The following is a 12,160-nucleotide window of genomic DNA, read 5'->3' as shown; positions in this document are numbered from 1 at the left end:
AATTAGAGATTAAGAGAACAAAGAAGGCGCTCCGGAAACAGAAATAGCGCCAAGGTTATTTTATTTTCCAAAAGCGTTTATTTGCTCGCTTTTTGTGCATAGTGGTTGCCGCCATGAGAGATATAACGCAACTGCCAAATCAACCGTTCTATTAACTCCTCACGCGACTGCCCTTCTAGGTCGAGCGCTTCAGCGCCAGATGTGAACACTATGGTGACCATGGCTTCGGCTTGCATATGGGCGTGCGAGGCATCACAGCGCGTCTCGCTTTCCAGATAATGCGCTAATTCGAGGATAAAATGCTTAATTTCTCGGGCCACGGCGGCACGAAACGCTTTTGAGGTGCCTGAGCGCTCGCGCAATAGCAGTCGAAACTGATTCGGTTGATTATCGATAAACTCCAAAAAGGTCAGTACCGATGTGGAAATGACGCTGCCACCACTGGCTATTCGTCGCCGAGCTTGGCGCATAAGCTGACGCAGAGTCAGGCCTGCCTCATCAACCATAGTTAAGCCCAGCTCATTCATATCTTTAAAGTGGCGGTAGAAAGAAGTGGGAGCAATCCCCGCCTCGCGCGCGACTTCACGCAAACTCAAGTTGGAAAAGCTATGTTCAGCACTGAGCTGATTGAATGCTGCTTCTATCAGAGCTTGACGAGTTTTTAGTTTTTGCTGGGCGCGAACTCCGGCCATCTTTGCCACCTAAGCAGTTAAAAACTTAAGTCTAATACTTGACGCTAAAGGATTGAACCTCTATTTTAGCGTACAGTTGTACGCTGAGATTATTTATAGAATGAAAAAACCACCTATTTTGTGGGTCAATGTGCTGTTTTTTAGCCTGTCATTTTTGGCCGCCATTACGTTAGTTCCCTGGTATGGAATCACCTACGGATACACAAGCGCGCACTGGATTGCCTTTATTGCCTGTATGTTTTATGCCGGGCTGTCAATCACGGCTGGATATCACCGCTTATGGGCGCACAAAGCCTATGAGGCACATCCTGTTATCGAAGTGATTTTCGCATTCGGCGGGGCCTTCGCACTGCAAAACAGTGCGTTGCATTGGAGTAGCGATCACCGTGTACACCACGGCCAGGTTGACGACCCAGTAAAAGACCCCTACGCCGCCACGCGCGGATTCTGGTACAGCCATATTGGCTGGATGCTCAGAGATTATCAGGGTGAACAATACAGTAATTACAACAACGCCCGTGACTTACAGCGCAATAAAGTAGTGATGTGGCAGCACCGCCATTATATGAAGTTGGTATGGGCGATGAACCTCGGCCTACCACTGCTATTAGGGCTGATCTTTGGTAACGTGCTAGGCATGATGTTGCTTGCGGGCTTACTGCGCTTGGTACTATCACAACACTTTACGTTTTTTATTAATTCTTTGGCACATATTTGGGGTTCACGCCCATACACCGAAAAAAACACCGCCCGCGATAATGGTTTCTTGGCGCTGTTAACTTATGGTGAGGGCTATCATAATTTTCACCATATTTTCGCCAGCGACTATCGCAATGGCATTCGTTGGTGGCATTATGATCCGACCAAGTGGCTGATCCGCGCCTGCTCATGGGTCGGCTTAGCGAAAAAGCTAAAGCGCACTCCGGTAGAGCGTATTGAGCGCGCCAAAGCACAAACTTTAATGAGCCGTACCCAAGGTAAACTGGCAGCCATTGAAAGTGCTCAGGAAAAACTGGTTTTGCTTCAAAGCGAGTATGATGTACTGTTGAAAAAACTTCAGCATTTTTGCCAAGTGCAAAAGCAAGTACTTGAAGCAAAGCGCGATTCGGTGCTGCAACAATGCGAAAAATCCGCTTTAATGAAGCAATACCATGAATTAGAAGATGCCTGGCAAGCGCAAAAACAAGCTTGGTTAGCCCTCAACGCCCGCTTGCTTAAGGCTCATTGTTAATGCCCTAAGGAGTCACCGTGGCAAAGCAAACAGCAAGCAAAAAACAGCAACCTAAAGCAGAGGCATCGTATCAGTACGATGCCATTATCATTGGCACAGGTCCTGGCGGTGAAGGAACCGCTATGAATCTTGCGAAAAGCAATAAGAAGGTTGCTGTCATTGAACGTCAGCAAGCCGTAGGCGGTGGCTGTGTGCACTGGGGAACCATTCCTTCAAAGGCGCTGCGCCATTCAGTGAGCCGCTATATTGAGTACAAAGCAAACCCGCTATTCAATATCACCGAACGCCCAGGGCGCATTACCTTTGCCGACATCTTGAATCATACCAGTTCAGTGATCTCTAAACAGTCAAGTTTACGCAGCAGCTTTTACGAGCGTAACCGCATTGACTTGTTTCAAGGAGAAGCCAGTTTCGTTGATAAAACAACGGTGAACGTGCAGCATCAAGATGGTTCGTTTGAACGCTTAAGCGCGCCTATTATTGTAATCGCCACGGGCTCACGCCCTTACCGCCCTAAAGAAATTGATTTTAACCACCCTCGGGTATTCGACAGCGATACCATTTTAAGCCTCAAAGATGATCCTCTGCGCATTCTTATTTATGGTGCCGGCGTGATTGGCTGTGAGTACGCATCTATTTTTAAAGGTTTGGGCATGAAGGTGGACTTGGTCAACACTCGCGACCGTTTGCTGGCCTTTATGGATGATGAAATATCCGACGCTCTAAGTTATCACTTTTGGAACAGTGGCATCTTCATTCGCCATAATGAGGAATTCGACCACGTCGAGACCAAAGACGATGGCATTATCATGCATATGAAATCAGGCAAACGCGTCAAAGCCGACTGCTTATTATTTGCCAACGGCCGTACCGGCAATACCGATACCCTAAACTTGCAAGCCATTGGCCTTAAAGCTGACGGTCGTGGTCAGCTGAAAGTCAACGAGAGCTACCAAACCGAAGTCGATAATGTTTACGCCGTTGGTGATGTGATTGGTTACCCAAGCCTAGCCAGTGCGGCTTTTGATCAAGGCCGTATTTGCGCCGATGCCATTGTTCAAGGTGAGTGCAAAGAAAAGCTAATTATTGATATTCCTGCCGGGATTTATACCATCCCAGAGATGAGTTCAGTGGGTAAAACAGAGCAACAACTTACCGCCGCAAAAATTCCTTACGAGGTAGGTCGCGCCCAATTTAAACACCTAGCTCGAGCGCAAATCGCTGGCACCGACGTCGGTAGTTTAAAAATTCTTTTCCATAGTGAGACTAAAGAAGTACTGGGTGTGCATTGCTTCGGCGAACGCGCCTCAGAAATTGTCCACATCGGCCAAGCCATTATGGAGCAAAAAGGCAGTGGCAATAATGTCGAATACTTTGTTAACACCACTTTCAACTATCCTACGATGGCCGAGGCCTACCGCGTTGCAGCGCTGAACGGGCTAAACCGGTTGGTTTGATACACATCATATATAACTGAAAAAATGGGCATTGTGCCCATTTTTTCTATAAGAGCTCTTGTTCGCCTGTAAAATTATTGTAAACTCTTAAACATATAAGAAAAAAAAGACAGGTAATGAGGGAATGGGTATACGTGCATTAGGGCTTTGTGCCGCGCTTGGTCTTGCTAGCTTCACCGCTTTCGCTGACTACTCCAGTGCAACAAAAGATCTCAAAAATGAAGATTACACTGCTGCGTTTAACGAATTTAAACAGCTAGCACAACAAGGCCACGCTAAGGCAATGTACGAGCTGGCACGTATGTATGAACTTGGGCTTGGTACCGAGGAAGATATTTACAGTGCATTCTCGTGGTACATGATTGCTTTGGACTTTGGCAACGATGATGCCAAAGATCGCTACCGTAAGATCCGTCGTTTGGTCCCTTCGCGCAAAGAAGGCAAAGATCACTACAAAGCGCTCGCTCGTGATTTTGGTTTTGATGTTCACCAACGCGTCTTGGCTCCAGTAAAAGATAAATCTGGACATGATGCCCGCTATATCACCGTTAAAAGCAAAGTTGAGCCGGAGTATGGAAGTAGCTTATCTGAAGTACAAAGTGCTTGGGCTACCGTCGGCTTTGACGTTAATCAACAAGGCCAGGTTGTTAACCACCGTGTTATTGCTTCATTCCCTAAAGATGTCATTGATGATGCCGCCCTAGAGGCCATTAGCCAATGGCAATATAAGGTGCCCAACGACTACAGTGGTGAACCGCAAGCCGTTTATGACCTAACCCATACCTTTAAATTAGAAGCTTCTAAAAAGAGCCATCGTCGCGAGTATGAATCCCAGTTAGCTGAGTATGCACAAAAGCTAAAAGCACTGGCCGAAGATGGCAATAACTATGCCCAGGCTCGCTATGCCATGATGTTAGAGAGCGATCTGATTGAACAGTCAAACGATCACTACCTAGATTGGTATTACCGTGCTGCCCGCAATGGTAACTATGACGCGCAATTGTGGATGGTACGCTGTTTTGAGTACGGCACCGCGTGTAAAGCCGACAAAGATAAAGCCTTTTCATGGTTAGAGCTTGCGAGTAACAGTGGTAATGAGCGGGCACAGTATCAACTAGCAACTAAGCTACTTGATTATGAAACCATTCATTATGACTTAGATAGAGCTGCAGATATCCTCAGAAAAGCGACTCATAACCAGTACTTACCGGCCATGATCGCATACGCAAAGTTGCTCGCTTTCGCAGACAAAGAGTCAATTCGTAATTACGAAGAAGCGGTAAAATATGCCGAGCTAGCGCGCTCAGATGCGCCTGACAACCCAGTGTTACTGTCAGTGCTGGGCGTGGCTTATAGCGAGCTGGGTCGCATGCAACAGGGCGAAAAGTACCTGCGTCAAGCCTATGACGAAGCTAAACGTCGTAATTGGCCAACACAAAACTACTTAGAGCTGATGGAAGGCCGCGCATCCATGATGGCCAATGGCACCAGCTTAATATATTAACGCCTGATATAACCCCTTCACTACAAATACAAAAAAGCCCGCGAAAGCGGGCTTTTTATTGCTTAGTAAATCGTTACTTGTGGTATTTACGGCTTAACTCACCTACGGCATTAATAAACGCACCAGCGTGCTCAGGGTCAACATCCGGAGTAATACCGTGGCCTAGGTTAAAGACATGTCCTGTGCCCTCGCCAAAGCCTGCAAGAATAGTTTCAACCTCTGAACGAATGCGCTCAGGCGAAGCATGAAGCATAGACGGGTCCATATTCCCTTGCAGAGCTACTTGGTCTCCCACTCGGCGCTTAGCATCGGCAATATCAATGGTCCAATCCAGACCGATTGCATCACAACCAGTAGCCGCGATTTTTTCAATCCATTGGCCGCCATTTTTAGTAAATAAGGTGACAGGCACTTTACGACCATCATGCTCCCTGATTAAACCATCAACGATCTTTTGCATGTAACGCAAAGAAAACTCTTCGTAATCACGCGGGCTTAACACTCCACCCCAAGAATCGAATACCATGAGTGATTGCGCACCGGCCTTTACTTGCGCATTCAAATAGCTAGTAACCGAGTCTGCGAGCTTATCCAATAACAAGTGTAAAATTTTAGGCTCAGCAAATGCCATTTTCTTAATTTTGCCGAACGTCTTACTGCTACCGCCTTCAACCATATAAGTAGCAAGTGTCCAAGGCGAGCCCGAAAAGCCTATCAGTGGCACCTCACCTTTTAATTCACGGCGAATAGTACGCACTGCATTCATCACATAGCCAAGCTCGTCTTCAGGGTCAGGAATAGCAAGATTGGCAACTTCCTGATAGCTACTTAATGGGCGCTCAAACTTAGGCCCTTCTCCGGTTTCGAAGTAAAGCCCAAGACCCATCGCGTCAGGAATAGTAAGAATATCACTGAAGAGTATGGCGGCATCTAAAGGGTACCGGCGCAGTGGTTGCAGAGTCACTTCACAGGCCAGTTCCGCGTTCTTACATAAGCTCATAAAGTCACCCGCTTGAGCTCGTGTAGCGCGATACTCAGGAAGGTAACGTCCAGCTTGACGCATCATCCAGACCGGAGTTTGGTCCACTGGCTGTTTTGCTAGGGCGCGAAGATAACGATCATTTTTCAATTCGCTCATGGCGTGACTCTTTTTTACTGAAAATAAACTGCGATTATTCTAACACAACCGCACTGTGGCACTATGAATTAGATCATTGAATCAGACAAAATCTTGCGCTTTTAAAAAGATTCACTGTTCAGCTTTTAGTGATTTTTGATAAAAAAAAGTAAATTTTTCTGTTAAAGAACTTGCAACACACATACGACCTTGGTATAACTATATCCGTTGCTAGAGAACAATAATAAAAAGCTAGAAACACATTAAATAAAAAGAAGCTCGATTAACGAGACTGCTAAAGAAATTCGGCCACCCTTGCGGTGGCTTTTTCTTTTCTAACGCCTTCCCCCGCAATACGCCTTGTATAGCCAAGTTTTATGCTGATTCCATACACTTATAGATCGATTAATTCGCAAAAATAGGTTGACCTTTGACGCAGATTTCCTTTTTATAGGGGTATGACCAACGCAGGTTAGGAGAGCAACGATGTTATCGCGGTTGGAAAAAGCACAACAGAAATGGGGCGGCAGCCACACAGTTATTGATAAATGGTTAGCAGAGCGCCAAGAGCTGCTTGTGCAGTACTGCAATATGGCGGGCAATTCGCACAACGCGAAGCATGATAAAGCATTGCCCGAGCCGGCGACTATCCAACAATTTTGTCAGTTGTTAATGGATTACTTATCTGCCGGACACTTTGAAATCTATGATGACATCGTTAAGCAATGTGAAAGTCGTGGACCAGAGAGCTTAGAGCTGGCTCAGTCCCTTTACCCTCAAATTTCTGCAACTACAGATGTGGCTTTAGACTTTAACGACAGCTACGCCGAGGTTAAAGGTGATGACCTGATGGAAAACTTCGACAACGACTTGTCAGCATTAGGGGAAGCACTTAGCACCCGCTTTGAATTAGAGGATGAACTAATTCACAACCTCTACACCAATCATACATAGAAAAATAAAGCCTCTGCGAAAAGGAGGCTTTATTTTTAGTGCTTTACAGGCACAAAAAAAGAGAGCCTAAGCTCTCTTTTTTATCTAGCTACTTATTCAGCTGCAGCTTCTTCTTTAGGCTTAACAATCTCTAGCAACTCAACTTCGAATACTAGAGTAGAGTTAGCTGGGATCTTACCAAGATCACGCTCACCGTAAGCAAGTTCTGATGGGATGGTAAACTTATATTTTGCACCCACAGGCATTAGTTGCAGACCTTCGGTCCAACCAGGAATCACACGATTAAGTGGGAAAGTAGTCGGTTCGTTACGTGAGTATGAGCTGTCGAACTCAGTGCCATCAAGTAAAGTACCTTTATAGTGTACTTTTACCGTATCTGTTTCAGCTGGTTTCTCGCCATCACCTTGCTCAAGTACTTCGTACTGCAGGCCTGACTCAGTGACTTCAACGCCTTCTTTTTTAGCATTCTCAGCAAGGTACTTCTCGCCTTCTGCTAGGTTTTCTTGTGCTGCCGCTTTCGCCTGCTCTTGTTGCTTAGCGCGAACAGACTCGTCTAATGCAGTCAATACTTCACGGATTTTTTCTTCTTCGATTTTTGCATCACCTGCAAGTGCATCTTTAAAGCCACGAATCATAAGCTCTTGATCAAGCTCGATGCCCAGTTCTTTTTTGTTCGCTAAATCTTCATTTAAGAAGTTACCAACAGACGCACCAATACCATAAGCTTGCTGCTGAGCTTCGGTTTCTAGTTTTACTTCTTTTACCTCTGTCTTAGCCGCTTCTTGATTACACGCCGTTAGTGCTAGTACAGACGCTGCAACGAGCGATAGCTTAATTGTTTTTTTCATACATAGTCTCCAGCAACTTGGTGTTGCCATTTTAAGGTTACAAAACTAAATTTTGATTAGAGTTAGCATAAAGCTAGCTCTGGCTTTCAACTCCAGCATGAGGCTGTTTTTCTAATTACTTTAATGAAATAATTAGGAAAACAACCTAGAGTTGTGACTTCTAGTCTAACTGCTTGCGACAGCAGAGTTAAGGGACGCTGGTAAATTTATGTTAATAATTCGCTCACTCTCCATTGTTATCTGCTTAGCGCTCTTAATTGCTTGCCAGCCACAACATTCGGATGCCATAAAACAGTATCGGCACGCCAGCGCAGGGGCTTTTGATGCCGCCATTTCTGCCGATGGCCAATACAGCTTGGTCTCCACCATAGAACATGGTGTCGCAGTCTGGGACAATCAAGCCAATGCGTTAAAATTTCAATGGTACCTTAAAGAAGATGAACAGAATCTTGTTATCGCATTAGCTATTGCCGACGACAATAGCACCGCTGTCACGGCAACTAAAACAGAGTTTGCAGTGTGGGATATGCAAAGCGGTGAGAACCTCGGCTTTTACAGCATCAAAGCGTCTCACATTCGTGACATCGCCATAGCAAATCAAGGCCGTTATGTGCTTTATGGTCGTGCTGATGGGGTCGCTGTGCATGTAGATTTACAAACCGGGCGGCGCATTGAGTTTTTAGGTCATCAAGAGAAAATTAACGCCGTCGCCTTATCACCTAACGGCCGCTACGCGCTAAGCGGTGCCAATGACTACGCAGCTTATCTGTGGGATACGCGAAGTGGCCAAGTGGTCTATCGCTTTAACCATGCTAGTCGTGTCACCCAAGTTGCACTCGACCCTCAAGGGCGCTTCGCTTTTAGTGCTGGGAGCAAACGCCAAGCGAGTATTTGGGATTTGCGCACAGGTGCACAACACAGCCAATTGCAGTATATTGCGCGACAAAAGATTTTCAGCGCGGTGCGCTTTTCAAATGATGGTCAGTGGCTGGCTACAGGTTCGCCTAGCCGTGAGCTTGCGCTATGGGAGACTCACTCGGGTAAGCGAGTATTGGACTACCAAGTGGCAGCCAGAGCAAATAGTCAGCCAAAGTCTGCGGTGGTGTTTGCCGTCGCCTTTACCAACAACAATCAATTACTCACGGAGAGCTCCAGCGGCTTGAGTGAATATTTCAATATAAAGGGCATGCCATGAACCAATTAGAAACACGTATAGAGAACCTTGAAGCCAAGGTAGCGTTTCAAGACGAAACGATTGATGTGCTCAATGATGAAATCAAGGCCCACCAGCAGCAACTCGCTAAAATGCGCCGACAAATGGAATTGCTGGGTGAGAAGCTAAGAGAAGTGCAAAGTAACTCCGGTGGCACGCAAGAACTTGAGCCACCACCGCCGCATTATTAATTATTCCGGCTTGAAGACGCCAATCACTTGTTCAAACTGACGCGTGGACGCCTGCACGGCGTTTTCGGGCTGGGTCATAATATGGCCACATTGCACGCACTGCACTTTTTCTACATCGTGCTCTTTATATAGCATCATGGTGTCCATTTGCTGACATTCAGGGCAGCTAGCCCCTGCGATAAAGCGCTTTTTCTGTTTCATTATCATTACCTCTTTGGCCATCGCCGCGTGTGGCTCGGTGCAGCAACTGCCGCTAGTTTATCACAAAAACTTTCCCGCTTGAGTGTGCTGGCCGTGTTATCATTCGCACATTACTAATTAGCGTGCAGTAACTATGATTCAGATTACCGATATCGAGCTTTTACGCGGCCCTAAATGCTTGTTAAAAAATGCCAATGCCACCTTGTTCCCGCAGCATAAAGTGGGCCTAGTGGGCAGCAACGGGTGCGGTAAATCAAGCCTGTTTGCCCTACTCAAAGGTGAGCTACAACTCGATGCAGGCAACGCTAAGGTGCCAAAAGAGTGGTCTATAGCCTCGGTAAAGCAGGAAACGCCTGCATTGGCGATTACTGCCTTGGAATACGTGCTACAAGGTAATCCGGATTACTACGCGTTGCGCTGTCAGCTAAAACAAGCAGAGCAACAAGGCGATGGCGAGACACAAGCTCAAGTGCACCAACAGCTTGAGCTGATGAAGGGCTATAGTATTGAGGCCAAAGCTGGCGAATTGCTGCATGGTCTCGGTTTTTCCAATACCCAAATAGACTATGCGGTCAGTGACTTCTCTGGTGGTTGGCGTATGCGCTTGAATTTGGCGCAAGCGTTGATCCGTGATGCCGATTTATTGTTGCTGGATGAACCTACTAACCACCTAGACTTAGACGCTGTATATTGGCTCGAACGATTTTTACGCAGCTATGCCGGGACCTTGGTTCTGATTTCTCACGACAGGGAGTTCTTAGATGCAGTAGTCGGTGAAATTTGGCATATCGATCAGCAGCAAATTAATGTTTATAAAGGTAACTACTCTCAATTTGAGCGACAAAAAGCCGAGCGTTTAGCGCAACAACAAGCGCAATTCGACAAGCAACAAGAGCAAATTGCTCACTTGGAAAAGTTTATTACCCGCTTTAAAGCGAAAGCCAGCAAGGCCAAACAGGCGCAAAGCCGCGTGAAAGCCCTGGAGCGCATGGAAAAACTGGCGCCTGCGCATGTCGACTCGCCGTTTGATTTTAGCTTCGCAGAGCCGGATGCCCTGCCCAACCCCTTGATTGCCCTCGATGGCGCCCAGGCCGGCTATGGTGACACCACCATTTTACACAGTATTAAACTAAACCTAGTCCCGGGCAGCCGCATTGCCCTACTCGGGCGCAATGGCGCAGGTAAATCGACATTAATTAAGCTACTAGCCCAAGAGTTGGCCCCGCAAGCGGGTGATGTATTTTTCCACCAAGGCCTCAAAGTGGGTTACTTTGCCCAGCACCAGCTTGAAGCGCTTGATTTACAAGCAAGCCCGGTAACTCATTTACAGCGCCTAAACCCGCAGGCCAGCGAGCAATCGCTACGCGACTTTTTGGGTGGCTTTGCCTTTATCGGCGATAAAGCCTTAGACCCTGTAGCGCCGTTTTCAGGCGGTGAAAAAGCACGTTTGGTATTGGCCATGTTAGTGTATCAAAAGCCCAACTTACTGCTGCTGGACGAGCCCACTAACCACCTTGACTTAGAGATGCGCCATGCCCTCGTGATGGCGCTACAAAGCTTTGACGGCGCCATGGTCACCGTGTCCCACGATCGCCACCTACTGAAAAATACCGCCGATGAGTTTTACTTGGTTGATAGTGGCGAAGTTCGCCAATTTGGCTATGACTTAGATGCTTACTACCAGTGGCTAACGAAGGCTAACCAAGAGCAAAAGCAGACTCAGGTTGAGCCCGATAAAGCCAACTCCAGCGCCAACAGAAAAGAGCAAAAGCGCAAAGAAGCAGAGTTTCGCAAACATGTGCAACCGCTAAAAAAAGCCATCGACAAGCTGGAAAAACAGCTCGATACACTCGCGCCCAAGCTGGCCGATATTGAAAGTCAGCTCAGCGACAATAGTGTTTACGAGGAGCAGCATAAAGAGAGACTAAAACAATTATTGGCTCAGCAGAGCGATTATGCTCAGCAGCAGGAGGCTGCCGAAGAACAACTGCTCGAGCATATGGATGAACTTGAGCAACAGGAGCAGGCCTTTTATGAAAGCAATTGATGCCGCCGATTTTTGGCAATTCAGCCTAAGTGTGTATGACAATGAGCAAGTACAAAAAACCTTGCTTAATTGGCAAAATGATTATGGTCTGAACGTCAATCTGTGTTTATTTTTGGCTTACCTAGATTATCAACATGTGGCACTTCAAGCAGAGCAGTTAGACTCCTTGATAGCCAGCATTGGCGATTTTAATGAGCATGCACTGCAACCACTGCGTGATATTCGCGGTTACCTCAAACGCAACCAAAGCAGTGTTGTGAACTACAATAATATTCGCTCACAGATACTGGACTTAGAGCTGGCCATGGAAAAGCTGCAGCAGCATCAACTTGTGAGCGCCTGCAACACCTTAACTCTGCGCCATAATCCCCAGGCTTTTAACCTCGCATTGTATTTACCTAATGCGTTATTGCCATTAAAAGCTGATCTGGATCAAGCTCTACACCAAAGCCCTGCTTAAGGCCAACGCGATATTGATCTAGGTCATATCTCATCCCCCTGGCGTCCCCTACACTTAACACATCAAAGGAACAGGAGACGCCACCATGCAAGTATTTTTTCGCGACTTTTTCTCAGACCCAGTATTGTTTTTGTCGTTCGGCTTCCTCACTGTAGTGATCCTACTTTGCTTGTTTTATGTGGGCTTTTTTATCAAGAAAGTAATGGACGCTGAGGTTCCTGAAGGACAGTAACAACCAATCACCT

General features: G+C 46.6%; 13 protein-coding genes. 9 read left to right on the top strand and 4 right to left on the bottom strand.

The window, feature by feature from the left end; genetic code table 11:
- Window positions 1-77: 77 nt before the first annotated feature.
- A complete protein-coding gene (gene fabR / locus EXT46_RS13975; protein ID WP_022945939.1) occupies window positions 78-692 on the bottom strand; it encodes an HTH-type transcriptional repressor FabR in 615 nt (204 codons plus the stop codon).
- A gap of 100 nt (window positions 693-792) precedes the next feature.
- Here fabR and EXT46_RS13970 point away from each other — a divergent pair, with 100 nt between their 5' ends.
- The 3 genes from EXT46_RS13970 to EXT46_RS13960 all read left to right on the top strand — a co-directional run bounded on the left by EXT46_RS13970 (window position 793) and on the right by EXT46_RS13960 (window position 4,884).
- Window positions 793-1,923 carry a fatty acid desaturase gene (locus EXT46_RS13970; protein ID WP_130147983.1) on the top strand — a complete coding sequence of 377 codons (1,131 nt, stop codon included), beginning with the start codon at window positions 793-795 and terminating at the stop codon, window positions 1,921-1,923.
- 17 nt (window positions 1,924-1,940) lie between these two features.
- Complete coding sequence (sthA, locus tag EXT46_RS13965; RefSeq protein ID WP_130147981.1) at window positions 1,941-3,380, top strand: Si-specific NAD(P)(+) transhydrogenase; 1,440 nt, start codon at window positions 1,941-1,943, stop codon at window positions 3,378-3,380.
- 124 nt (window positions 3,381-3,504) lie between these two features.
- Window positions 3,505-4,884, top strand: coding sequence for a TonB family protein (locus EXT46_RS13960; protein ID WP_130147979.1), 1,380 nt, complete (start codon window positions 3,505-3,507; stop codon window positions 4,882-4,884).
- A gap of 73 nt (window positions 4,885-4,957) precedes the next feature.
- On the opposite strand, the gene hemE is transcribed toward EXT46_RS13960, so the two are convergent.
- On the bottom strand, window positions 4,958-6,022 hold the full coding sequence (gene hemE, locus EXT46_RS13955) for a uroporphyrinogen decarboxylase (RefSeq protein WP_130147977.1): 1,065 nt from the start codon (window positions 6,020-6,022) through the stop codon (window positions 4,958-4,960).
- A gap of 465 nt (window positions 6,023-6,487) precedes the next feature.
- Between hemE and EXT46_RS13950 the strand changes: the two genes are divergently transcribed.
- A complete protein-coding gene (locus EXT46_RS13950; RefSeq protein WP_022945934.1) occupies window positions 6,488-6,955 on the top strand; it encodes an Rsd/AlgQ family anti-sigma factor in 468 nt (155 codons plus the stop codon).
- Window positions 6,956-7,047: 92 nt separating this feature from the next.
- On the opposite strand, the gene fkpA is transcribed toward EXT46_RS13950, so the two are convergent.
- Window positions 7,048-7,803, bottom strand: a complete 756-nt coding sequence (gene fkpA / locus EXT46_RS13945) for an FKBP-type peptidyl-prolyl cis-trans isomerase (RefSeq protein WP_130147975.1) — start codon at window positions 7,801-7,803, stop codon at window positions 7,048-7,050.
- A 208-nt stretch (window positions 7,804-8,011) separates the two neighbouring features.
- Here fkpA and EXT46_RS13940 point away from each other — a divergent pair, with 208 nt between their 5' ends.
- Entirely contained in the window at window positions 8,012-8,998 is a 987-nt protein-coding gene (locus tag EXT46_RS13940) for a hypothetical protein (RefSeq protein WP_130147973.1), read from the top strand.
- Window positions 8,995-9,207 carry a SlyX family protein gene (locus tag EXT46_RS13935; protein WP_022945931.1) on the top strand — a complete coding sequence of 71 codons (213 nt, stop codon included), beginning with the start codon at window positions 8,995-8,997 and terminating at the stop codon, window positions 9,205-9,207. Before EXT46_RS13940 ends, EXT46_RS13935 begins: the two co-directional genes overlap by 4 nt.
- Here the strand turns inward: EXT46_RS13935 and EXT46_RS13930 are convergent, their stop codons facing one another.
- Entirely contained in the window at window positions 9,208-9,408 is a 201-nt protein-coding gene (locus EXT46_RS13930) for a YheV family putative zinc ribbon protein (RefSeq protein WP_022945930.1), read from the bottom strand.
- 133 nt (window positions 9,409-9,541) lie between these two features.
- Between EXT46_RS13930 and EXT46_RS13925 the strand changes: the two genes are divergently transcribed.
- The 3 genes from EXT46_RS13925 (at window position 9,542) to EXT46_RS18905 (ending at window position 12,147) form a co-directional block, all read left to right on the top strand.
- Window positions 9,542-11,455 (top strand): ATP-binding cassette domain-containing protein, encoded by a 1,914-nt coding sequence (locus EXT46_RS13925; RefSeq protein WP_045979526.1) that lies wholly within the window; start codon window positions 9,542-9,544, stop codon window positions 11,453-11,455.
- Window positions 11,442-11,915: a TIGR02444 family protein gene (locus tag EXT46_RS13920; protein ID WP_165381135.1), complete on the top strand. Its 474-nt coding sequence runs from the start codon at window positions 11,442-11,444 to the stop codon at window positions 11,913-11,915. The genes EXT46_RS13925 and EXT46_RS13920 overlap by 14 nt, the downstream gene beginning before the upstream one ends.
- Window positions 11,916-12,000: 85 nt before the next feature.
- Window positions 12,001-12,147 carry a hypothetical protein gene (locus tag EXT46_RS18905; protein ID WP_165381132.1) on the top strand — a complete coding sequence of 49 codons (147 nt, stop codon included), beginning with the start codon at window positions 12,001-12,003 and terminating at the stop codon, window positions 12,145-12,147.
- The last annotated feature ends 13 nt before the right edge of the window (window positions 12,148-12,160 follow it).

The sequence above is a fragment of the Pseudoalteromonas sp. CO325X genome, from assembly GCF_004208955.1.
Lineage (GTDB): Bacteria > Pseudomonadota > Gammaproteobacteria > Enterobacterales > Alteromonadaceae > Pseudoalteromonas > Pseudoalteromonas ruthenica.
Note: the sequence above shows the minus strand (reverse complement) of the source record. Positions and strands in the feature narration are given on the sequence as shown.

Excerpts from the sequence above, each read along its gene's own strand:
- fabR (WP_022945939.1), bottom strand. The coding sequence starts at position 692 with ATGGCCGGAGTTCGCGCCCAGCAAAAACTAAAAACTCGTCAAGCTCTG.
- EXT46_RS13970 (WP_130147983.1), top strand. The coding sequence starts at position 793 with ATGAAAAAACCACCTATTTTGTGGGTCAATGTGCTGTTTTTTAGCCTG.
- EXT46_RS13960 (WP_130147979.1), top strand. The coding sequence starts at position 3,505 with ATGGGTATACGTGCATTAGGGCTTTGTGCCGCGCTTGGTCTTGCTAGC.
- hemE (WP_130147977.1), bottom strand. The coding sequence starts at position 6,022 with ATGAGCGAATTGAAAAATGATCGTTATCTTCGCGCCCTAGCAAAACAG.
- EXT46_RS13950 (WP_022945934.1), top strand. The coding sequence starts at position 6,488 with ATGTTATCGCGGTTGGAAAAAGCACAACAGAAATGGGGCGGCAGCCAC.
- fkpA (WP_130147975.1), bottom strand. The coding sequence starts at position 7,803 with ATGAAAAAAACAATTAAGCTATCGCTCGTTGCAGCGTCTGTACTAGCA.
- EXT46_RS13940 (WP_130147973.1), top strand. The coding sequence starts at position 8,012 with ATGTTAATAATTCGCTCACTCTCCATTGTTATCTGCTTAGCGCTCTTA.
- EXT46_RS13935 (WP_022945931.1), top strand. The coding sequence starts at position 8,995 with ATGAACCAATTAGAAACACGTATAGAGAACCTTGAAGCCAAGGTAGCG.
- EXT46_RS13930 (WP_022945930.1), bottom strand. The coding sequence starts at position 9,408 with ATGAAACAGAAAAAGCGCTTTATCGCAGGGGCTAGCTGCCCTGAATGT.
- EXT46_RS13925 (WP_045979526.1), top strand. The coding sequence starts at position 9,542 with ATGATTCAGATTACCGATATCGAGCTTTTACGCGGCCCTAAATGCTTG.
- EXT46_RS13920 (WP_165381135.1), top strand. The coding sequence starts at position 11,442 with ATGAAAGCAATTGATGCCGCCGATTTTTGGCAATTCAGCCTAAGTGTG.
- EXT46_RS18905 (WP_165381132.1), top strand. The coding sequence starts at position 12,001 with ATGCAAGTATTTTTTCGCGACTTTTTCTCAGACCCAGTATTGTTTTTG.